The sequence below is a fragment of the Flavobacterium azooxidireducens genome, assembly GCF_023195775.1.
Taxonomy (GTDB): domain Bacteria; phylum Bacteroidota; class Bacteroidia; order Flavobacteriales; family Flavobacteriaceae; genus Flavobacterium; species Flavobacterium azooxidireducens.
The window spans coordinates 2,948,205-2,971,433 of record NZ_CP096205.1 but is presented as its reverse complement, the minus strand read 5'-3'; the positions used below and the strand labels follow the sequence as shown (position 1 = coordinate 2,971,433).

Here is a 23,229-nt window from a genome sequence, read left to right as displayed (position 1 = left end):
ATTGTCTTTAATTCGCAATTTTTGTATTTGAATCTTTATCAAATTGGAGAATATAACCGCCCTTGTTAGAATATCCACCGTTTGAATCTTTAAAATAGTGAAATTTATGATTTAACTGTTCTGAAATTTCATCTTTTGCCATTGCTTCAAAATTTTTGTCTTGAAACAATCGAACTAAAGCATCAAACGTTACATCAAAACCTTTAATGACTTCATCAGACGCTTCAAAACTATATTTTCGTTTAAAATCGGCTTTAAATTTTTCAACTTCATTAAAATTATTTCGATCAGAATAAGATGGATAAATAGTATTTAAAGCTTTAAATCGCATTTCCGAAAAACCTTCTTTTTGAATTGATTCTTTGGGTTCTAATAAGGCTAACTGAATGTTATACTCTTTAGAATGCTTCAATAATACAGTGGTAGTATTTAAAATTAAACCGGTTTTATCGGTGTTGAGGAGAACGAAATTTTTTCTATTTAAAATTAATTCTTTGGTTAATGCTTCATCTTCTAAAACATCTTTCTCTGAAATTTTAACAAATCTTGCTTTTGGAAAATTTTGTAAAATAAAATCGTCATTCAGTGCACTCACTGCATCACTCACAACTACTAAATTTCCGTTTTTATCTGAAATATATTTTAAAACCATCAATGCTAAATCATTTTTGGAAGGAATACTAACATAAGTTGTTGCTGATTTTTGAGCACTTACTTCGAAACTATTTACAAGAAATGGAATAGTATTCTTAGCTGAAAATTCAGCAATTTTTTCTGAATTAATTCCTTCCGAATAATAAAAAACAGCTTTTGATTTGTCAACATTATTTTTCTTTAAAGAAGAAACATCTGCTTTGCCATCTTTACTAACTTCAATTTGAATGTTTTTCAATTCTACCATGACTCCCATATTTTTAAGAGAATCGATTGCTAAATTTGCACCGGCAAAAAATTCAATTTCTTTGGTTGGTTCTGCAATTGGGTTTTGAATAAAACTCAAGTACTTTTCAGATGAAAATGATGTTAAAAAAGTAATTTCCTTTTTCTCAATTTTGTTGATCGTTTTTAAAAGACCGACAGCTTCAACTTTGTTCTCAATTACAGAATTGGTTTTTGTTTCAGAAATCGTTGTCTCAGGTTTTTTATATTCCGAAACTTTATCAGAAGGCATTTTTATAATTGTTCCTGCTTTTACACCTTCATTCAAAATCGGATTCACTTCAATCAATTTATCCTGAGAAACTCCTGCCATTCTTGACAATCCAAACAATGTTTCTTTAGGTTGAATTTCATAATCAATCCAATTATTATTTGTTGATTCTGAGTTAACCGATTCTTTTTCAACTACTTTTACTTCCGGTTTTTCTTCTTTTTGAGGTTCTGAAATCACTACTACTTCTTCAACTTTCTCTATTTTGGTCGGAGTTTCAACAATTTCTGGTTCCGATTTTGGAGTTTCTACAACTTTTACTTCCTGTTTTGTTTCTTGTTTTTGAACTAAATTTGAAGAAATTCTTCCCGGTATAACAATTCGTTGTCCGGTTTGAAGCATTCGAACAATTTGTGGATTCTTTTGTTCTAATTCTCCAATTGTTACGCCATATCGTTTTGACAAACCGTATTTTGTTTCACCTTCTTGAACCAAATGAAATTGATTGTTTTCATTTTCTTTTACTGTATTTTTAACCGGGATTCGAAGAATTTGACCGCTTCTCAAAATACCAACCAAACTATTTGCATCCACCAAATCATCAACTGTGAGTCCATATCGTCTGGAAATTCCGTACAAAGTTTCTCCGGGAAGAACTTCGTATGTTTTAAATTCTGAAGTTGTAGAATTTGAAACTATACTTATAGATTTCGTTGGGTTAGAATCAACTCCTCCCCTGATTTCCAATTGATGTCCCGCTTGAAGCATGTTAACAATATGCGGATTTTGTCTTTCTAATTCGCTTATAGAAACTCCGTATCTTCTGGAAAGTCCAAATTTAGTTTCTCCAAATTCAACCTTGTGATAAATAACTCCGTCAGAAGATTTGTTAGAACTACTCTCTGTTTTTACAGTATTTGATGTTGATTTAATAACTGAATTTGGAATAATAATCACTTGATCCTCTTTGATCCCATCAAAAATATCAGGATTCAGTTGATATAAATCGTTTGGTGTTACTTTATATTTTCTGGCAATTGAAGATACTGTTTCGCCTTTAATAACGGTATGTTTGGAAGTGTTTTCCTGAGCGAACCCAAAAAAAACACTCAATTGAAATACAATTAAAAACAGTAAAGTATGTTTGTTCATTTGTTGAATTTGCAATAGTAAATAAAAACTTACTTTTAATGTATAAATTTAAAAAAAAACCTTCAGAAGTAAATCACTTCTAAAGGTTATTATTAAGATTGTTATTAACAATTTTTTAATAAACAAAAATGGCTCTTTCGCCCATAAAATCATTCACTTCATTTGCCACTTCTTCGATGATTTCTTCGTTTGTATGATTCATAATTACTCTATCAATCATTTCCACAACGGTTTCCATATCTTCTTCCAACAAGCCTCTGGTAGTAATTGCTGGTGTTCCCACTCGAATTCCAGAAGTTACAAAAGGTGATTTATCATCAAAAGGAACCATATTTTTATTTACTGTGATTTCAGCTTTTACCAATGCATTTTCCGCTTCTTTTCCGGTGATGTTTTTATTTCGTAAGTCAATCAGCATCATATGGTTATCTGTTCCACCTGAGATGATATCATATCCTCTTTTTACAAATGCTTCTGCCATTGCTTTTGCGTTCTTTTGAACTTGTAATGCATATCTGAAAAATTCATCCGACAAAGCTTCGCCAAACGCAACTGCTTTTGCAGCGATGATATGTTCCAATGGTCCGCCTTGATTTCCGGGAAAAACAGCGGCATCTAACAAAGAAGACATCATTCTGATTTCTCCTTTTGGTGTTTTAATTCCGAATGGATTTTCGAAATCTTTTCCCATTAATATCATTCCACCACGAGGTCCGCGAAGGGTTTTATGTGTTGTGGTCGTAATAATATGACAATGCGGAACCGGATCATTCATCAAACCTTTGGCAATTAATCCGGCTGGATGTGAAATATCGGCCAACAAAATCGCACCAACACTGTCAGCAATTTCTCTGAAACGTTTGAAATCCATATCACGAGAATAAGCAGAAGCTCCTGCAATAATCATTTTCGGATTTTCTTTTGTGGCTATTTCCTGAATTTTATCATAATTTAATCGACCCGTTTCTTTTTCAACTCCGTAGAAAACCGGATTGTATAATCTTCCTGAAAAATTTACAGGAGAACCGTGCGTTAAATGTCCGCCGTGTGATAAATCAAAACCTAGAATTTTGTCTCCGGGTTTTAAACAAGCAAAAAATACGGCTGTATTCGCTTGCGAACCAGAATGTGGTTGCACATTTGCGTAATCAGCTCCAAATAAAGCTTTTGCTCTGTCAATAGCAATTTGTTCAACTTGGTCCACCACTTCGCAACCGCCATAATAACGTTTACCTGGGTAACCTTCGGCATATTTGTTGGTTAACACAGAACCTGCTGCTTCCATGACTTGATCGCTCACAAAGTTCTCTGATGCAATCAATTCTAATCCGTGAATTTGTCTGTCTTGCTCATCTAAAATAAGCTCAAAAATTTGTTCGTCGCGTTGCATTTGATAATATTTCGTTAAATTGAGCTCAAAATTACGAAAATCGTTTGTTAAATTAATAGTTAATAATATATTTGATTGATAATTTTTCAACATTTAATAAACACCCAAATATGCCTATAACAGCAAACAACCCGAACAGAAAATCTTGGATAGATGTCCAAACCGACAGCGATTTTCCTATTCAAAATATTCCTTTTGGCGTTTTTTTAACCAAAGATGATATTATAACGATTGGTACACGAATTGGAAATTGTGCCATCGATTTAGGAGCTATGCAGCAATTAAACTATTTTGAAGGCATTGAATTGACCGACGATATGTTTATGCAAGACACGTTGAATGATTTTATTTCGGATGGAAAGAAAACGTGGCGATTGGTGAGAAACCGAATTGGCGATTTATTTGACAGTGAAAATCCAAAATTAAGAGATAATAAAGCTCATCGAGATATCATTATTTTTGATATTAATGAAGTTGAAATGCAATTGCCGGTTTTGATTGGCGATTACACTGATTTTTATTCCAGTAAAGAACATGCTACCAATGTGGGGAAAATGTTTCGTGATCCTGAAAATGCGTTATTGCCAAACTGGTTACATATTCCGGTGGGTTATCACGGAAGAAGTTCTACGATTATTCCGTCAGGCATTCCGGTGCACCGTCCGATGGGACAAACATTGCCAAATGGCGATACACAGCCGGTTTTTGGTCCTTCACGATTAGTGGATTTTGAATTGGAAATGGCTTTTATTACAACTGATGCTAATATTATGGGCGAAAATATTCCGGTTTCAGAAGCGGAAGATTATATTTTCGGAATGGTTTTGTTGAATGACTGGAGTGCAAGAGATATTCAAAAATGGGAATATGTGCCACTCGGACCATTTTTGGCGAAGAATTTTGCCTCGTCCATTTCGCCGTGGATTGTTACTATGGATGCGTTGGAACCTTTTAGAACGAAAGGTCCACAACAAGAACCTGCTCCACTTCCTTATTTACAACAAAAAGGAAAAAAAGCATTTGACATTAATTTAGAAGTATATTTAACTCCTAAAGATGGCGAATCAAATTTAATTAGCAAATCGAATTTTAAATATATGTATTGGTCGATGGCTCAACAATTGACTCATCATACTTCCAATGGTTGTAAAGTGAATTCGGGCGATATGATGGGTTCGGGAACGATTTCCGGACCAACTCCTGAAAGTTTTGGATCGATGTTAGAACTGACTTGGGGAGGAAAAAACCCAATCAAGTTATCAAATGGAACCGAACGAAAATTTATTGATGATAATGATACGGTTACGATGAAAGGTTACTGCAAAAACAGTCAGTTTAGGATTGGGTTTGGCGAAGTTTCGAGTAAGTTGCTTCCGGCTTTTGTGAGAAAATAAAAATTGGCTCCGGTTTTTGACCGGAGTTTTTTTTTTCCTCCCCCGACCCCCTCCGAAGGAGGGGGAGACGAGATGGATATGCAGGATTATATCTTACTTACTTTCTTTTGTCTTTCGTCTTTCGTCTATTTTCTTTTCTCTATTTTCTCCTTTTACTTCTTTGATAGCACAGATTTCTAGCCCGGAGTGTAGTGGAAAGCCTTTTGCAGTCTTGTTGTATTTTTTCTTGGCGAAAAAAAGCGACCAAAGGAAGCTCTTTTTTTGCCTTAGAAAAAAACAACAAGACAAAAAAGCTTGGAACGGAAAGCCGGATTAGCTTCAAAAAAATAATATATTTGCTAAAATTTTAACAGATGAAAAAAATTACTTTTTTGCTTGTACTTCTTATTTTGGCTTCATGTGGTGTGAAGCAAACGACTAACAGATTGACTTCAGGCGATTATGACGGTGCGATTCAATCTGCGGTGAGTGGCTTGCGTGGCAACAAAAATGCGAAAGGAAAGCAGGATTATGTTTATTTGCTTGAGGAGGCATTTGCCAAAGCGAAAGAGCGTGATTTGCGAAATATTGAAACGTGGTCGAAAGATGCGAATCCGGCGAATTTGGAGAAAATTTTTAACACCTATATAAATTTAAACAACCGACAGGAGTTGATTCGGCCGCTGCTTCCGCTGAAATTATTGAACGAAGGCAGGGATGCGATTTTTCCGATGGAGAATTATTCAACTGAAATTGTGGACAGCAAAAATGCTCTCTCTAATTATTTGTATACGAACTCAAAAAATGCGTTGAAGTCCGCAAATAAACTACAAGCAAGAAATATTGTGGATGATTTGGTTTATTTGAATCAGATTAATCCGGGCTTTAAAGATGTGAACAGTTTGTTGGAAGAAGCTCGTTTTAAAGGAACTGATTTTGTACACGTTTACACAAAAAACGAGACGAATATAATGATTCCGGTTCGTTTACAAAATGATTTATTGGATTTTAGCACCTATGGTTTAAACGATAAATGGACGGTTTATCACAGCAATAGACAGCAAGGAATTGTGTATGATTTCGGAATTATTTTGAATTTCAGAGAAATTAATATTTCGCCTGAACAAATTCGCGAAAAAGAAGTTACGCAAGAAAAACAGATTAAAGACGGTGTAAAAAATCTGGTGGATGCAAATGGAAATATTGTTCGCGATAGTTTAGGCAACGCGATAAAAGTAGATAAATTTATAACGGTGAAAGGAACGGCTTATCAGTTTACACAATTCAAAGCTTGTCAAGTGACGGCGAAAGTGGATTATATTGACTTTAATAACAATCAGTTGATTAATGCGTATCCGTTAGCAAGCGAGTTTATTTTTGAACATATTTATGCCACTGTTCGTGGTGATCGACGAGCTTTTGACGAACAATTTATTTCGTATTTTGGACGAAGAGCGGTTCCGTTTCCGAGTAACGAACAAATGGTTTATGATACGGGTGAGGATTTGAAAATGAAGTTGAAGGATATTATTAGTAGAAATAGGGTTAGAAGGTAAGTTTCAGTCGCAGTTTGCAGTCGCAGTCGCAGTCTCAGTCGCAGTTTGCAGTCTCAGTCGCAGTCTCAGTCGCAGTTTACAGTCGCAGTTTACAGTCGCAGTTTACAGTCTCAGTCGCTGTTATTGTGATAAATTAATAAAATTTTGAAGTACTGATAATTGTAAAAATCTTAATAGCAAGTTGATGGAAGAACCTTGTGATAACTAAATCCTGAAAACTGCGACTGAGACTGTAAACTACCCCAAAATCCTCTTCAAACTCCCAACATCAATCCCATCGTGCGATTCATCATAAACACATTTTCCTTTTTTAATCAAAAGGATTTGTGGTGATTGATGCATAACGTCAAATCGATTGGCAATTTCGTTTGAAAGGGTTCTGTATTCTAATAAGTCTAAAAAATAAGGTTGTAAATCTTCTTCTGAAAAAGCGTATTCGTTTTCAAAGTTCTTCAACGCAAAACGACTGATGCTGCATCGCGTACTATGTTTAAAAATCAAAACCGGTTGTTGATAGGATAATTCGATAAGTTCATTAAGCTGACCTAAATCGGTTAGCATCCTCCATCCTGCTTTGGATGAATTTTCCTCTTCTGAATTCCCGAATAAATTAGTAAAAAAACTCATTTTAATACGAATACAATGGAATTAACTATTTAAAAATCACTTTTATTACTAAATATAATAAACTTCAAAAAAAACATAATCATTCAAAAATATGTTTGCGAACAATCCTATTAGTTCCACAACTAATTCCTGATTTGTTAAAAAAATCAATATCTCTACAAATTTCAAAATATCCTTTGCTGGTATATCTTAATTTCCAGTTTTGACCTCCATCAAAGGTTTCATAAACACGATAAAATTTTAAATGAGGTCCTGGAGCATTTTCATCTGATGAAATACCAATACCAACGTCGTTATTTATGAAATAAAGTTTTTCCATTTGCGTTGTTGCACCTGTGTCTATCCAATTTTCTAAATCATCTGAATAATACACTTTTTTAATAAAGTTATATTCTCCTATTACATTTAATCCAATTAAATAACCCCTATTTTCACTAACTAACTGACAATCATAAATTACTGGATCATTGAACACTGAAAAATTGTAAGCGTTGTTATGCTTTTTTATCAAAGTAGGATCATAATTACTACCAACATACCCATAAGCTAATAACGAATTGTTATAAACATCTAAAGAATCAAAATCAACAGAATTGCCTGTATCATTATTGTTGGGACAGTCGTACGCTAAATTAAAATTCAAATTATCTAAAGTTTCATAAATATCCCCTTTAATAGTCAAAAAGTAACCATTATTAACAGAATTAAAGTGAATTTTGGCTATATAATTATTATTACCATATTCCGGAAATGAAAAAACGATATTGAATGTGGTGCCTCCATCATTTGTAAAATAAATTTTCTTTGCTGTGGAAACCCAACCTCGATTTTCATCAACAAAACAGACGTCTCTTATACCTTCATAGAAATTATGCTTATATATCCATTCATATCCTCCATCTGAAGATTTAAATAATTTAGTCTCTCCTCCCGCATAAATAATATTTTCATCAATCATTTCGACGTTTGAAATAGTTTCACCGCCAAAACCGTTAGGTCGAAGTTCAAATGTGCCAATTAAATTGAACTCTATCTGTGGTGTACTAATTTTGTCTGGTAAAAATTTTAATTTTATATTTTCATTGTGCAAAATAGGAACAACAACTCTTATTTCATCATTATTAATATAAATTGGTTGAGCTATTACTGATGTTTCTGGTGATATAAATACAATTTTATTAATTTCACTTAAATTACTTCCCTTAAACACAATTGTATCTGCAATTCTTACTTTTTTATTACTAGGTAAAATTTCTGATATTGAAGAAATTATAGGTTCTACTTCATCTTTTGAACAAGAAAAAAGAAGTACTGTAAGTAAAAATAATAAAAATGATTTTTTCATAACAAATAATATCAAAATATAGTAAAACAAACTTACATTAAAATTTTAATAAAAATCAGAAAATTTCTGACGATAAATGCTTCTTTAAAAAGAGTCTCCAAATTTGTCTTAAAAACAGACTTTTTGTCGCTAATCAAGCTGTAAACATTCAAAAATCAGTCATTTTGTCTTCTTTTTTGAATTGGAATACATATTGACATTAGCACAACAAAGATATTAAAAATCAATTTAGAAATCATCTGATAAAAAATATACAGTATTATGAATTTAAAAAATTTAACCATTAAATCGCAAGAGGCTTTGCAACAAGCTCAGCAAATTGCACAAGGTTTTGGTCAGCAACAACTGGAAAACGAACATATTTTTAAAGGAATTTTAGAAGTTGATGAAAACGTTGCTCCGTTTATTTTGAAAAAAATGAATGTGAATGTCAACTTGTTTTCACAAATTTTAGATAGTACGATTCTAAGTTTTCCAAAAGTTTCCGGGGGCGAAATTATGCTTTCCCGAGAAGCAGGAACGATGTTGAACGAAGCTTCCATCATTGCTAAAAAAATGAATGATGAATATGTTTCAATCGAACATCTACTCTTAGCCATTTTCAAATCCAAAAGTAAAGTCGCTCAGATTTTAAAAGACCAAGGTGTAACTGAAAAAGGTTTGGAAGCCGCCATTTCTGAATTGCGAAAAGGCGAACGAGTAACGTCTGCTTCTGCCGAAGAAACGTATAATTCTTTGAATAAATACGCCAAAAACCTCAACGAATTAGCCAAAAACGGCAAACTCGATCCCGTAATTGGTCGTGATGAAGAAATTCGAAGAGTATTGCAAATTTTATCCCGAAGAACCAAAAATAACCCTATGTTGGTTGGTGAACCCGGTGTTGGTAAAACCGCCATCGCTGAAGGTTTAGCCCACCGAATTGTAGATGGCGACGTTCCCGAAAACCTAAAAGACAAAATCGTTTTTTCGTTAGATATGGGTTCGCTAATCGCCGGTGCAAAATACAAAGGTGAATTTGAAGAACGCTTGAAATCCGTTGTCAAAGAAGTCATTGCTGCCGAAGGCGACATTGTCTTATTCATTGATGAAATCCACACGTTAGTTGGTGCCGGCGGTGGCGAAGGTGCGATGGATGCCGCAAACATTTTAAAACCAGCTTTGGCTCGTGGCGAATTGCGTGCGATTGGTGCAACGACTTTAGACGAATACCAAAAATATTTTGAAAAAGACAAAGCTCTAGAAAGACGTTTTCAGAAAATTATGGTCGATGAACCGGATACTGAAAGTGCGATTTCGATTTTACGTGGAATCAAAGAAAAATATGAAACGCATCATAAAGTGCGAATTAAAGACGAAGCGATTATTGCTGCCGTAGAATTATCGCAACGCTATATTTCCAACCGATTTTTACCGGACAAAGCCATTGATTTAATGGATGAAGCCGCTTCGAAACTTCGAATGGAAATCAATTCAAAACCCGAAGAATTGGATGTGTTGGATCGTAAAATAATGCAATTGGAAATCGAAATTGAAGCAATTAAACGCGAAAATGATGAATCGAAATTAAAAATTTTAGGATTAGAATTAGCCAATTTAAAAGAAGAACGCAACGAGATTTTTGCCAAATGGAAATCCGAAAAAGAAGTTGTCGATAACATCCAAAACGTGAAAATTGAAATTGAAAACTTCAAGTTAGAAGCTGAACGTGCCGAACGTGAAGGCGATTACGGAAAAGTAGCCGAAATCCGTTACGGAAAAATCAAAGAAGCTCAAGAACGTTTGGACAAATTACAAATTCAATTGCAAGAAAATCAATCCGGAACTTCATTGATTAAAGAAGAAGTAACCCGTGAAGATATTGCCGAAGTCGTAGCCAAATGGACCGGCGTTCCCGTGACCAAAATGCTGCAAGGTGAACGCGATAAATTATTAAAATTAGAAGACGAATTACACCACCGTGTCGTTGGTCAGGAAGAAGCCATTGAAGCCATTAGCGACGCCGTTCGCAGAAGCCGTGCTGGATTACAAGACATGAAAAAACCCATCGGAACGTTTCTTTTCTTAGGAACAACCGGTGTCGGAAAAACCGAATTAGCCAAAGCGTTAGCCGAATATTTATTTGATGACGAAAATGCAATGACCCGAATCGATATGAGCGAATACCAAGAACGTCACGCCGTAAGTAGATTAGTAGGTGCTCCTCCGGGATATGTGGGTTATGACGAAGGCGGTCAGTTAACCGAAGCCGTGCGTCGCAAACCGTATTCAGTAGTATTATTAGATGAAATTGAAAAAGCTCATCCTGATACTTTCAACATATTATTACAAGTGTTGGATGAAGGTCGATTAACCGATAACAAAGGTCGCGTAGCCGATTTCAAAAACACCATTATCATTATGACGTCAAATATGGGAAGTCATATTATTCAAGAGAAATTTGAAAATCTCTCCGGTGGAATTGAAGCGGCAACCGAAGCCGCCAAAGTAGAAGTGTTAGGTTTATTAAAACAAACCGTTCGTCCCGAGTTTATCAATCGTATTGATGAAATCGTAATGTTCACACCATTATCCAATGCAAACATTCGAGAGATTGTTGGTTTGCAATTAAAAAGTGTCACCAAGATGTTAGCTCAGCAAAACATCACAATGGATGCCACTCCGGAAGCAATTGATTATTTAGCGAAGAAAGGCTATGATCCACAATTCGGAGCAAGACCGGTGAAACGAGTTATTCAACGCGAAGTATTAAACAAATTATCAAAAGAAATTTTGAGCGGAACCGTAAAAACCGACAGCATTATTTTGCTCGACAGTTTCAACAACGAATTGGTTTTTAGAAACCAAAGTGAATTAGTAAAGTAAAAGAGTTTTTATACTTAACCACATAGATACATAGGGAAAAAGTGTCGGATAGACCAATTATTGGTTTCACATAGCTATGCTTTTCTCAAATTGAGTGAAACATCTTTACGAGTAACAAAAACCTATGTTTCTATGTGGTTCAAAATAAATATAGCTAAATATAATTTTTAAAGTAAGTAGTTTTTTTATATTGATTAGTTAATTGGAAAGCACCAATTCGGAAACGGATTGGTGTTTTTTTTATCAAAATATTCACAGCAATTATATACTTTTATCACGAAATTTGAGTTTTATATTCATTAAACAAAACGTATGAAATTATTAATATGCCTATTAGCATTCACGCTCACTTCCTTTGCACAAACCAATGCGGAGTATGCCAAAAAATTAAATCACACCGTTTCCGGAGAAAAAGTCTATTTGGAAAGCGAAGTCGATATCAAACCCAAATTAATGTATGGTGAAAATGCGATGCAACGATACATCGCAAGAAACCTAAAGCAAGACATTAAAGAACCCTTAGTTCCCAAAATTGTATGTAGTTTTATTGTAGAAATCGACGGAACCATCTCCGACATCCAAGTATTAAATTCTATCTCAGCTCATTACAAAGCACAAACCATCAAAGTATTCACCAAGTTTGACGAACCTTGGTATCCTGCCGTCAAAGACAAAAAGCAAGTGCGTTGCCAATATGTTTACACTATCAATTAATTCTGACAATCAAAATCAACTTAATTTAAATTTCATCAGGTTAAAAAAAATCTAAATCTTCTTCAAAACTTTCTCAATTGTTTAAATTTGTAATTCAACTTTAAAACAATTGTTTTGCGTATTTCACTCTTTTTTCTTCTCTTAGTTAACCTTTCTTTCAGCCAAAAAGTAAATTTTGAAACAACTGTTGATGATGCTTTTCATAAAGCCAAAAAAGAAAATAAATTGGTTTTTATTGAATATTACAATGAAGAATGTACCATTTGCAAAAGCATAGAGCCATTGTTTTCCAACAAAGAAATGGCTGATTTTTACAACAAAAATTTCATCAATTATAAAATCAACACCAAAGGCGGATTGCAAGGAAAAGACAGTCTTTTTATGGCTGAAACAAAAATAAAATTTCAAGGCGTTCCGTATTTTATGTTTTTTGATCAAAACAAAAATTTCATTCACTATTCCGGAGCCAAAAGCGATGTAAACTATCTGTTAAACATTGGTAAAACGGCACTTAATCCCGAAGAGCGAACCGGAAGTCTCAAAGCAAAATATGATGCCGGAGACCGAACCATCAAAACGCTGTATGCTTATGCTGATGTTGCTCTGCTGTATCAGGATGATGAACTGGGCAATTTGATTTTAAACGAATTATTCGAAATTTATCCCAAACAAAATCTAGGCACACGACAGAGTTATTTGATTCTAAAAAATTCTGTTTTCTCAATTGATAATGGATTTTTCATCTATTGGTATCAAAATCGATCCAACCTAAAAGACTTTGAAAAAGGTTCAAAAAGTGGTGAAGAAATTAAAGTGTTAGAGCGAATTGTATTGGAATCCATTCAAAAACAAAAAGCAAATTGGGATTTAAATCAAATCAAAAAAGCAAAAGAATATACCGTCGGATTAGGATTATCTAAAAGTGGAAATGATTTTTTATGGGAAGAAGAAGCTCAATTGCTCATCAAAAATAATCAACATTCCGAAGCTGTTTTGTTGATGCAATCGCTGTTAGAAGAAAGTAAAAACAACCTTTTTTCCACTTTATACATGACTGAAATTTTCATCAATTTCACACAAGATAAAACGACTTTACAAACCATTTTATCCGAATTGGAAAAACTAACTAAGCAAGAAATGGACGTTGAACAAAAGGCCGACTTATACTATCAACAATTGCTTTGCTTAAAAAAATTGAAAGAAGACAAAAGGTTTGCCGAATTAAAAAAAGTAGCTACAAAATTTTATTCAGATCATAAATTAGACACTACCAATCTAAACAAAATATAAAAAAAAACACCAACCGGCACAGTTGGTGTTTCAACTTAACAAACTAACTAGAGATCTATTGCGAATAATAGATTCTGTTTATCGGTATGATAGTTCCTTGTTTTAAAATCACTTTGTCGTCTGTAATTCCCCAAATGGTAGTATCTACTACCCGTTTTGACAAATCGTCTTCAAAGTAAATTTTGGTCTTAATGTGTTCTAAATTGCCGAGTGCCAACGCTCGTGAAAGTCCGGCAATTCTGGTTCTTTTTAATTGTTTGTCTTCTAAAACATCTTCCTTCGGAAAATGTAATAATTGAATCGTCTCTTTCTCGATAGGCTCAAAGAAAGTGGTAGCAGTTTCTATCATAAATAGGATTATTAATTATAAAATTTAAATGTCCTATAAATTCTATTAATCGGAATACCAATACCTTGGGTCAAAATTACGCGGTTTTTCGTAACACCACATACTTTTGCTTCCACAACCTTCTTGGACTGATTGTCTTCAAAGTAAATTTTAATTTTAAAATAATCAAGATTACCGAATGTTAAGGCCATTTTCAACTCAGAGAGCCGTTGAAGAATTGCTTCATTTCTACACAAAACATCGGACTTAGGGAACACGAGAGAAGAAATTTTCTCGTTTTCGATGGATTCGTAAACAGTAGCCATAAATAGTCAATTTAGGTTAATAATAGATTTAAGGGGAATCAAATTTAACATAAAAATTTAAATAACAATATTTTTATTGATATTTTTTTAATTATTTTCTAATGAATAATCAAAATTCAGAAAAATTACTCTATTTTCTGAACTCATCCAACGTGAAACCTGAAACTTTTAAACCCTTAAACTTTTAAACTAATTTAATTGGGCGTGCCCCTCCGCAAGCTCCGGGTCGGGCTATCGGCTGCAAGTCCTCATTTCGCCTACGCAAGCTACGGCTACATTCCGGGCTTTCCGCTACTATCCCTCACGCGGGTTGGGTGCTAGGGTGAGAATTTGGTTTTTTTGAAATTGTTTTACGAGAAATGTTAATTTGTTGGAAATTTGATATATTAGCGGAAATATAAAAGATGATGTTTGTCATATCAATCCTCTTTTTTGGTTTGATTAGTCTGATTTTGTCAGGCAATGTATAAATTTGGTAGAATTACTAGAACATTATGGCTAAAAATGAACGTTTAAAAGAAATTATTCAAAAAGCACAGGAAGAATATTCGGATAAATATTTTATGTTTGCTATTCCAGGATTTCTATCAAGAAATTTTGTAGCATATTGTGCGATGAAACAAGATTTAGAAATTTTGCTTGAGTATATAGAAGAATTAACATCTAAAGAACATTCAACTATTTTGAAGTCCTCATTAACATATGGAATTATTACCTTGTATGGAAAGTGTTACACAGACGCAAGCCACTTTAAATCTGCTAAATTAGAAGCCACTGATTTGTTTAAAGAACACTCTAAACATTTAAAAACACATAATGAGTTAATGAAAATGCGACATCATTTTATTGCTCACAGAGGTGATACAGAAAACGAAATAATCATTTCATTTATGCTTATGGATAAAAATCCAGAAGGTGAACAAAATCAAATTAGATTTAAGCGTTACAAACAAGCTGGGTTTTCAGGTAAAACCCTATTAGAAATTAAAGAATTAGTCTTGTTCATTATAGATTGTTTAATTCCTAAAATTCAAAAAGCAGGAGATAAACTTCACAAAGGTCTTCTTGATATTTTCACCCCAGAACAAATAAATTTAATGTTAATGAACAATGCAAAGTAAACTCTTGTAACAGCTAAAAAATCCGCTCTCCGTCTCCAGACTTCGGAGCATTTACTTAAACTCACACTTAGCAAACCACACGTTATCTACTTTATGTGATTTCTCCTATCGTCGAAATGACACAATGAACACAGTTTTACGAAAGTAAATCTTCCAAGCAAAAACCCACCAAAACTCATTCCCAAAAAACTTTGTGTCTTCCCTCCTTCGTGGCAAAAACAAAAACCTAAAAACCAAAAAAAAACCCACCCTTATTTGCACAAGGATGGGAAAAATTGCTATGAAAAAGAATCTACTAGTTTCCTAGTAAAGTTCAAATGTAAATATTTTTTTCAAATTATGAAAACATATCCTTAACTTTTTCAAAAAAAGATTTGTCTGTTTTTTCAGGGTGCGGAATGAAATTCTCATCCGTGAGCATTTTCTCAAAAAACTGGCGTTGCTCTTTGTTCAAAGTCTTTGGTGTCCAAACATTTATATGCACCAACAAATCGCCATTTCCATACGAATTAATACTCGGAATACCTTTTCCTTTTAATCGCAGAATCTTCCCGGACTGAATTCCTTCTTCCAGTTTAATTCGCACTTTTCCGCCTACGGCTTCAATCTCTTTAGAAACTCCTAAAGCAGCTTCAGCCACACTGATGTATAAATCGTAATGAAGATTTTCGCCTTCACGTTTCAAAAATTCGTGTTCAATTTCTTCAATGGCAACAATCAAATCGCCTGGAATTCCGTTGCCCGGAGCATCATTTCCTTTTCCGGAAACTTTTAATTGCATATCATTCACAACTCCTGCAGGAATTTTAATTGATACCGTTTCGTCTTCCAAAATCATTCCTTGCGAGTCTGCATCCGCCGGTTTCGAACTGATCGATTGACCCGCTCCACCACACGTTGGACACGTAGTAGCGGTTTGCATTCTACCCAAAATTGTATTAGTTACTCGCAAAACTTGACCGGAACCATTACACGTTCCGCACGTTTTATAAGAGACACCCGGAGCTTGGATTTTACGTTTTACTTTGACTTTCTTTTCAACGCCGTTGGCAATTTCCTCTAAAGTAAGTTTTACCTTAATTCGCAAATTACTTCCTTTCATTCGTCGCTGACCTCCGCCACCGCCAAATCCGCTGAAACCGCCAAAACCACCACCAAAAATATCACCAAACTGACTGAAGATGTCATCCATATTCATTCCGCCACCGCCGCCAAATCCGCCATTTCCATCAAAAGCAGCGTGACCATATTGATCATATTTCGCTTTTTTGTTTGGATCGCTCAACACTTCATACGCTTCAGCAGCTTTCTTGAAATTTTCTTCAGCATCTTTGTTTCCGGGGTTTTTGTCAGGATGATACTCGATTGCTTTCTTGCGATAGGCTTTCTTAATTTCCTCTGCAGAAGCACTTTTGGAGATGCCTAATATTTCGTAATAATCTTTTTTCATTTTCTATAATTCGAAATTTTTATTTTTTTCCCTTTTTTATTTCCTCGTACGGACAGGTCACGACCTGTCCCTACTGGCCAATAATCACTTTTGGAAAACGGATTATTTTGTCGCCTAATTTGTATCCTTTTTCAATTACATCCACAATTTTACCTTTCAAATCGTCTGATGGAGCAGGAATTTGAGTAATCGCTTCTGCAAAATCGGCATTAAAAACATCACCTGCTTTAATTTCAACTTGCTCTAATCCTTTGGATACAAGGGTTGATTTTAATTTTTCGTGAATCAATTCCACACCTTTTAACAACACTTGATCTTCGGTGGTATCACTTTTAGAAATTTGAATCAAAGCTCTGTCAAAATCGTCCATAACCGGCAACATGGCTTGTAAAACTTCTTGATTGGCAGTTTTAAACAAATCCATTCGTTCTTTGGCTGTTCGTTTTTTAAAGTTTTCAAACTCGGCAAAAAGGCGTAAAAACTTGTCTTTTTCTTTGGCTAAGTCTTGTTCAAGTCTTTCTTCGTTTGATATTTCGATAGTTGGAACCTCAGTATTTTCTAGATTTTGCTCGTTTGAAACTTCGTTTTCAATGATCTCCTTTTCAATATTATCTGTATTCTCCTGATTCATATTTTTAAAAAATTTTTTAAACATTTTGTTGTTTGATTTTTTGGATTGCAAAAGTACTGCCAATTGTTGAAAAATGTCAAATTGTCAGCGTAAAATATTCGCTTTAAATTTATCATTCAAAAATTGAAATAAAAAAATTTAGTATTTCTTTAAGAATAATGTGCCTGTTCGTTTTCTACTTTTGTTAAAATTAAAAAACTTATTCACTATGAAAAAAACCATTTTAAGCTTAGTTGTATTAGCAACTCTATCTTTAACTTCTTGTAAAAATGACAAAGTTGAATCTACTGAAGCCGTTGACGCAGCTGTAGCAACTGAAGAAGCTTCAACTTACACTGTTGATGCATCAAAATCTACGATCGAATGGGTTGGTTCTAAACCAGCCGGAAAACACAACGGAACAATTGCTCTTTCAAAAGGAGAATTAGCGTTAAATAACGGAAAAGTTGAAAGTGGTAATTTTACTATCGATATGAATAGTATTACTGTTTTAGATTTAACTGCCGCAGACGGAAAAGAAGATTTAGAAGGTCACTTGAAAGGTTTAGGTAAAGAAGAAGATGCAGATCATTTCTTTAATACTAAAAAATTCCCTGAAGGAACTTTTGAAATTACATCTGTTGCAACGGTTGATGCCGTTACTACTGTTTCAGGTAATTTAACTTTAAAAGGAATTACTAAACCGGTTTCTTTCCCTGCTACAATTGCTGTTGATGGAGATAATGTAACATTAAACAGTGAAACATTCAAAATCGACAGAACGCAATGGAATGTAAACTACGCTTCAAAATCTGTTTTTGACGATTTAAAAGATAAATTCGTAAACGACGAAATCGAATTAAAAGTTAGCATTACTGCAACAAAATAATTATTAATTCATCTTACTAATAACAAGAAGCTCCTCAATTGAGGAGCTTCTTTTATGACAACAAATTATCTAATGTTTTGGCTAAATCGCGGTATCGAAATTGAAATCCATTTTTCTCTGCTTTTGCCGAACTCACATTTTGACTTGAAAATAAAAGTTCGTGCATTTCGCCCAACACCAATTTCATGGCAAACTTCGGAATGTTTGGCATAAATAATGGTTTGTTGATTGTTTTAGCAATGGCTTTTGTTAATTCTGCATTGGTTACCGGATTGGGTGCTACGCCATTAAAAACACCTTCCCACTGGTTTTGAACGGCGAAGAAATACATTGCAGCTAAATCTTCCACATGAATCCACGATTGCACTTGTTTTCCTGATCCAAAAGGAGAACCTAATCCTATTTTGATTGGTTTTAGCATTTCGGTTAAAGCTCCTCCTTTTTTTGATAAGACCAAACCGGTTCTGAGTTTACAAACTTTGATGTTTAGTCGACTGAAAACATCCACGCTTTCCTCCCACTTCATCACCACATGACCTAAAAAGCCATCATCAATGGATTTGTTTTCTTCGGTGTAAATGTGATTTAAACTGTCAGGATAAATTCCAATCGCAGAAGCAGAAACAATTTGTTTCACTTGATTGGGATGATTTTTTAAACAAGTGTATAATAAATTAGACGAAAGCGTTCGGCTTTCAATAATTTCCTGTTTATAATTAGTTGTCCATCGTTTGGAGACAGTTGCTCCGGCCAAATGAATGATGGCATCCACGCCCATTAAACAATTTTCATCAATAATACTTTGATCCGGATTCCAATAGAAACCCTGATAATGCGGTTTACTTTCGATTTTTGATTGAGAAGTGGTGAGGTAATGAATCTCATTTCCTTTTTCTAATAACAGGGCAATCAATTCTTTGCCAACCAGTCCAGTAGCACCTGTGATTAATATTTTCATAGCTTATTTTTATACAAAGTTACAGGCAAACGGTCTAAAAGTAAAGTTAATTAGGATTAGTTTAAGGGTTGTCATAGAAGGCAAAAAGGAATAAACTATTGTTTTAAACGCACACTCCATTCGAATTCCATTTCAGAAACTTGATCACCTCTTTCATCTCTTCCGAAAGATTTCATCCAGAAAGTTTGTCCTTCTCCGGTTGCAATAGTTCTTTGAATAGCTTGCTCAATTAAATGTCCGTCTTTGCAAACAAAAGTGATTCTTCCGGTAGCTTTTTTGGTAAAGTTACCTTTGTTATTGGCTACAAGCATGGAAATTTTTTTACCACTTTTCTTAATTTGATACATTACTAAAGCTCCCGTTGAAAGCTCTGCAGCCATTGCCTGAACAGCAAAATACATCGAATTAAACGGATTTTGATTAAACCATCGGTGTTTGACTGTCACAGTACATTGGTCGTTATCCAACGATTTTGCTCGAACGCCACACCAAAAAGCGGAAGGTAATTTAAAAAATAAAAATGTATTGATATTTCCGGCTGTAAACTGCATAAACACTGATTTTTTTGGTAAATATAAGCTTTATTTCAATAACTTTAAATTGTTAATTTTATGTTAAATATCAGTACTATGCGTAACACAATACCTTTTTTTAGACATATATTTGCATAGGATATTATTATATACTTTTAATTATGACATCACAAAACGAAAAAACAACAGCAGCATTATTGCATTTAAGTGCATTTGCAAAGTATCTTATTCCTTTTGCAGGAATAGTAGTTCCCTTGATTATTTGGCAAACAAAGAAACATCAATCAGAGTATGTTGATGAAAACGGAAAAGCAGTTGTCAATTTTCATTTAAGTATTTTGGCATACAGTATAGTTATTGCCATTGTATTAGGTATCTTTTTTATTGGCTCAATAGCAAACTACATCGAAATTGAAAATGCAGGTGGCGATGTTATTCCGATTGATTTAATCACAGCCGGAATTATCTCATTATCCGTTTTAGGAATTTGGACCATTGCAGAATTCATTTTGGTTATTTTAGGAACCGTGAGAGCTAACGAAGGATCTGTTTACAAATATCCGTTTACCATTAATTTTATCAAATAAGAGTTTCAATCATCAAATCAATCATCGCCGAAAGGCAAATCAATCAAATCAAAAAACGAATTAGTTAAACTAAAAATCTTATCATGAATTATGAATATTGAAAACACAAAAGCCCAGATGCGAAAAGGTGTTTTAGAGTTCTGTATACTTTCAGTCTTAAAGGAAAAAGAAGCCTATACCTCTGAAATTTTAGACACCTTGAAAAACGCTAAATTGTTGGTTGTGGAGGGTACAGTTTATCCGCTCCTAACCAGATTAAAAAATGACGGATTACTCAACTATCGTTGGGAGGAATCAACTTCGGGACCGCCTAGAAAATACTACGCCCTCACCGAAATAGGAAAACAATTTTTAACCGAACTAAACAGCACTTGGGGAGAATTATCAAACGCTGTGAACACCATAACCAATCAAAAATAATCGTCATGAACAAAACAGTAAATATAAATTTAGGAGGTTTATTCTTTCACATAGACGAAGATGCCTTTCAAAAATTAAATCGTTATTTCGATGCTATAAAACGTTCGCTTTCAAACTCATCCGGTCAAGATGAAATTATGAAAGACATCGAAATGAGAATTTCGGAAATTTTTACCGAAAACAAAGAAGCAGACAAACAAGTAATCAACCTCAAAGATGTTGATGCTATGATCGCCGTAATGGGTCAACCGGAAGATTACAGAATTGAAGAAGAAGGAGAAGCTACGCAATCTAACTTTAATACCACTTCTAAATCTTCTAAAAAATTATACCGCGATATAGATAAAAACATTTTAGGTGGAGTTTCTGCTGGATTAGGTCATTATTTTGGTATTGATGCTTTGTGGATTCGTTTAGCCTTAGTATTAATCGTAATTGCCGGGGTTGGATTTCCAATCTTTCTCTACATTTTGTTATGGATTTTGATCCCTAAAGCACAAACGACGACCGAGAAACTTCAAATGACCGGAGAACCGGTTAATTTGAGCAACATCGAAAAAAAAGTTCGTGAAGAATTTGCCTCTTTTTCAGAAAAAGTAGAAAATGCAGATTACGAAAAAATGGGAAACGCAGCAAAATCGGGAGCTGAAAAAGTAGGTTCTGCCATTGGAGAAGTGTTTATGACCATTTTCAGCATTTTTGCTAAATTCATCGGAGCTATTATTCTAATGTTTTCCATATTTGTTTTAGGTGGAGTGTTAATTGGTGGATTTACATTCGGTTCAACCACATTTGTAGATATGCCATGGCAAAGTTATTATGATGCCGTAATTGTGAGCGAATTTCCAATTTGGTTGGTAGTAATTTTAAGTGTTTTAGCAATCGGAATTCCGTTTTTCTTCCTACTTATTTTAGGATTAAAACTGCTAATTACAAACATGAAATCAATTGGAAATGTTGCAAAATATACGTTGTTAGCGTTATGGTTAATTGCAGTTGGAATTTTAATTTCATTCGGAATAAAACAAGCCACTGAAATTGCCTACAACGGAAAAATCGTGCAAAAAGAAACACTGAACCTAATGCCAAATGATACGTTGGATATTCAATTTAAATTCAACGATTATTATGCTAAAGATTTTCATTACAATGATTTTGAAGTAACGCAAGATGAAAACGGTAACGACATCATCTATTCAAATCAAATCAGTATTGAATTGATTTATACTGACGAAGCTCAACCCTATTTGCAAATTGAAAAAAGAGCAGAAGGAAAATCAATGACTGAAGCCAAAAAAAGAGCAGAAAAAATAAATTATGCTTTTAAATTTGAAGGAAATAAATTAATTTTAGACAATTATTTCATTACCGATTTAAAAAACAAATACAGAAGTCAGGAAGTTGAATTGTATTTATACTTGCCACAAGGAACAATTCTAAGACCCGATAGCACTGTACAACGTTTTGATTCATCAAACAATGGCTTTTTCAATTTGCATTACAGCTCAGAGGACTACATCTATAAAGTGACCAAAGAGCAAATCAAGTGCCTGAACTGTCCGATTGAAGAAAACGAATACAACGATGTTGAAACAGATGCAACAGACGATTCAGTTTCTTCAACTGTAACAATCAGCACCGATGGCATACATATCAAAGAGACCAATAAATCAGAAGAAAAAAGAAAATTCAAAGGTTTAGAAATCAATAAAGAAGGTGTAATCATAAAAACAAACAAACCATGATCAAGTTTATCGTTTACCTTACCAAAACAGTTGTTGCATTAATCACAGCTCTTTTGTTTGCATCCTGTCAATTTAGTTTAGATTTAGGCGATGCTGTCAAAGGAAGCGGAAACGTTACAACGGTAAACCGACCCGTAACCGGTGAATTCACCAACATCGAAGTATCACACGGAATCGATGTAGAAGTAACGCAAAGCGATTCAAAATCTATCCAAGTAAAAGCCGATGACAACATTATCGAGTTCATCACAACCAATATTATAGACGGAACATTAAAAATAGCAATGGAAAAAAGTGTCAAAAACACCAAATCCAAAACCGTTTTTGTGTCGTTGCCAAACATCGAATCGCTTAGAACGTCCAGCGGAGCTTCTATAAAAAGTAAAAACACTCTCGTTGTGAGCTCACTCGAAACAAAAGCATCCAGCGGAAGTGAAATAAAACTAACCGTAGAAGCCGAAAGACTTACTTGCGACTCCAGTAGCGGAAGCGAAATCGAAGTAAAAGGAAAAGCCTTAAAACTCGAAGCAGAATCATCCAGCGGAAGCGACATCGAAGCCGACGAATTGCTCACCAACGATGTGACTGCCAAATCGTCCAGCGGCAGCTCCATCGATGTGCATCCCATCTTGAGTTTAGACGCAAAAGCTTCGAGCGGAAGCGATATAAAATACCACAACACACCCAAAACCGTGACCAAAGTAACCTCTTCTGGTGGATCCGTTCGTTCAAATTAATTAGGAGCGAGTGGCTTGGGCTTCTATGCCATCCATGTTCCTGCCCTCCCTATTATCCACGCA

21 protein-coding genes are annotated in these 23,229 nt (G+C 34.4%); 11 read left to right on the top strand and 10 right to left on the bottom strand.

Annotation, left to right across the window (positions count from 1 at the left end; translation table 11 throughout):
* Nucleotides 1–7: 7 nt before the first annotated feature.
* Both M0M57_RS12870 and glyA read right to left on the bottom strand, forming a co-directional pair.
* Nucleotides 8–2,302: a muramidase family protein gene (locus M0M57_RS12870; protein ID WP_248433431.1), complete on the bottom strand. Its 2,295-nt coding sequence runs from the start codon at nt 2,300–2,302 to the stop codon at nt 8–10.
* A gap of 115 nt (nt 2,303–2,417) precedes the next feature.
* On the bottom strand, nt 2,418–3,692 hold the full coding sequence (gene glyA / locus M0M57_RS12865) for a serine hydroxymethyltransferase (protein ID WP_248433430.1): 1,275 nt from the start codon (nt 3,690–3,692) through the stop codon (nt 2,418–2,420).
* Nucleotides 3,693–3,802: 110 nt separating this feature from the next.
* Between glyA and fahA the strand changes: the two genes are divergently transcribed.
* Entirely contained in the window at nt 3,803–5,086 is a 1,284-nt protein-coding gene (gene fahA, locus M0M57_RS12860; protein ID WP_248433429.1) for a fumarylacetoacetase, read from the top strand.
* Nucleotides 5,087–5,439: 353 nt separating this feature from the next.
* Entirely contained in the window at nt 5,440–6,621 is a 1,182-nt protein-coding gene (locus M0M57_RS12855; protein ID WP_248433428.1) for a hypothetical protein, read from the top strand.
* Between the two features lie 237 nt (nt 6,622–6,858).
* Here the strand turns inward: M0M57_RS12855 and ytxJ are convergent, their stop codons facing one another.
* Together ytxJ and M0M57_RS12845 are read right to left on the bottom strand one after the other, a co-directional pair.
* Entirely contained in the window at nt 6,859–7,248 is a 390-nt protein-coding gene (gene ytxJ, locus M0M57_RS12850) for a bacillithiol system redox-active protein YtxJ (RefSeq protein WP_248433427.1), read from the bottom strand.
* Between the two features lie 79 nt (nt 7,249–7,327).
* On the bottom strand, nt 7,328–8,593 hold the full coding sequence (locus M0M57_RS12845) for a WD40/YVTN/BNR-like repeat-containing protein (RefSeq protein WP_248433426.1): 1,266 nt from the start codon (nt 8,591–8,593) through the stop codon (nt 7,328–7,330).
* A gap of 261 nt (nt 8,594–8,854) precedes the next feature.
* Between M0M57_RS12845 and clpB the strand changes: the two genes are divergently transcribed.
* The 3 genes from clpB (at nt 8,855) to M0M57_RS12830 (ending at nt 13,462) form a co-directional block, all read left to right on the top strand.
* A complete protein-coding gene (clpB, locus tag M0M57_RS12840) occupies nt 8,855–11,458 on the top strand; it encodes an ATP-dependent chaperone ClpB (protein WP_248433425.1) in 2,604 nt (867 codons plus the stop codon).
* A 312-nt stretch (nt 11,459–11,770) separates the two neighbouring features.
* Complete coding sequence (locus M0M57_RS12835; RefSeq protein WP_248433424.1) at nt 11,771–12,172, top strand: energy transducer TonB; 402 nt, start codon at nt 11,771–11,773, stop codon at nt 12,170–12,172.
* Between the two features lie 114 nt (nt 12,173–12,286).
* Nucleotides 12,287–13,462, top strand: coding sequence for a TlpA family protein disulfide reductase (locus M0M57_RS12830; protein ID WP_248433423.1), 1,176 nt, complete (start codon nt 12,287–12,289; stop codon nt 13,460–13,462).
* A gap of 55 nt (nt 13,463–13,517) precedes the next feature.
* Here the strand turns inward: M0M57_RS12830 and M0M57_RS12825 are convergent, their stop codons facing one another.
* Nucleotides 13,518–13,811 (bottom strand): hypothetical protein, encoded by a 294-nt coding sequence (locus M0M57_RS12825; RefSeq protein WP_248433422.1) that lies wholly within the window; start codon nt 13,809–13,811, stop codon nt 13,518–13,520.
* Between the two features lie 11 nt (nt 13,812–13,822).
* Entirely contained in the window at nt 13,823–14,116 is a 294-nt protein-coding gene (locus M0M57_RS12820) for a hypothetical protein (RefSeq protein ID WP_248433421.1), read from the bottom strand.
* A 494-nt stretch (nt 14,117–14,610) separates the two neighbouring features.
* Here M0M57_RS12820 and M0M57_RS12815 point away from each other — a divergent pair, with 494 nt between their 5' ends.
* On the top strand, nt 14,611–15,237 hold the full coding sequence (locus tag M0M57_RS12815; RefSeq protein WP_248433420.1) for a hypothetical protein: 627 nt from the start codon (nt 14,611–14,613) through the stop codon (nt 15,235–15,237).
* A gap of 337 nt (nt 15,238–15,574) precedes the next feature.
* Here M0M57_RS12815 and dnaJ read toward each other — a convergent pair whose 3' ends face one another.
* Both dnaJ and M0M57_RS12805 read right to left on the bottom strand, forming a co-directional pair.
* On the bottom strand, nt 15,575–16,687 hold the full coding sequence (gene dnaJ / locus M0M57_RS12810; protein ID WP_248433419.1) for a molecular chaperone DnaJ: 1,113 nt from the start codon (nt 16,685–16,687) through the stop codon (nt 15,575–15,577).
* 70 nt (nt 16,688–16,757) lie between these two features.
* Nucleotides 16,758–17,342, bottom strand: a complete 585-nt coding sequence (locus tag M0M57_RS12805; protein ID WP_248433418.1) for a nucleotide exchange factor GrpE — start codon at nt 17,340–17,342, stop codon at nt 16,758–16,760.
* Between the two features lie 184 nt (nt 17,343–17,526).
* Between M0M57_RS12805 and M0M57_RS12800 the strand changes: the two genes are divergently transcribed.
* Nucleotides 17,527–18,186 (top strand): YceI family protein, encoded by a 660-nt coding sequence (locus tag M0M57_RS12800; RefSeq protein ID WP_248433417.1) that lies wholly within the window; start codon nt 17,527–17,529, stop codon nt 18,184–18,186.
* A 52-nt stretch (nt 18,187–18,238) separates the two neighbouring features.
* Here the strand turns inward: M0M57_RS12800 and M0M57_RS12795 are convergent, their stop codons facing one another.
* The gene (locus M0M57_RS12795; RefSeq protein ID WP_248433416.1) at nt 18,239–19,144 is read right to left on the bottom strand and encodes a TIGR01777 family oxidoreductase; all 906 of its coding nucleotides are present in this window, start codon (nt 19,142–19,144) and stop codon (nt 18,239–18,241) included.
* A gap of 95 nt (nt 19,145–19,239) precedes the next feature.
* Complete coding sequence (locus tag M0M57_RS12790) at nt 19,240–19,695, bottom strand: DUF4442 domain-containing protein (protein ID WP_248433415.1); 456 nt, start codon at nt 19,693–19,695, stop codon at nt 19,240–19,242.
* Nucleotides 19,696–19,838: 143 nt separating this feature from the next.
* Between M0M57_RS12790 and M0M57_RS12785 the strand changes: the two genes are divergently transcribed.
* The 4 genes from M0M57_RS12785 to M0M57_RS12770 all read left to right on the top strand — a co-directional run bounded on the left by M0M57_RS12785 (nt 19,839) and on the right by M0M57_RS12770 (nt 23,166).
* On the top strand, nt 19,839–20,264 hold the full coding sequence (locus tag M0M57_RS12785; RefSeq protein ID WP_248433414.1) for a DUF4870 domain-containing protein: 426 nt from the start codon (nt 19,839–19,841) through the stop codon (nt 20,262–20,264).
* Nucleotides 20,265–20,354: 90 nt separating this feature from the next.
* Nucleotides 20,355–20,684, top strand: a complete 330-nt coding sequence (locus M0M57_RS12780; RefSeq protein ID WP_112086973.1) for a PadR family transcriptional regulator — start codon at nt 20,355–20,357, stop codon at nt 20,682–20,684.
* Nucleotides 20,685–20,689: 5 nt separating this feature from the next.
* Nucleotides 20,690–22,429 (top strand): PspC domain-containing protein, encoded by a 1,740-nt coding sequence (locus M0M57_RS12775; protein WP_248433413.1) that lies wholly within the window; start codon nt 20,690–20,692, stop codon nt 22,427–22,429.
* Nucleotides 22,426–23,166, top strand: a complete 741-nt coding sequence (locus M0M57_RS12770) for a head GIN domain-containing protein (RefSeq protein WP_248433412.1) — start codon at nt 22,426–22,428, stop codon at nt 23,164–23,166. The genes M0M57_RS12775 and M0M57_RS12770 overlap by 4 nt, the downstream gene beginning before the upstream one ends.
* Nucleotides 23,167–23,229: the final 63 nt, after the last annotated feature.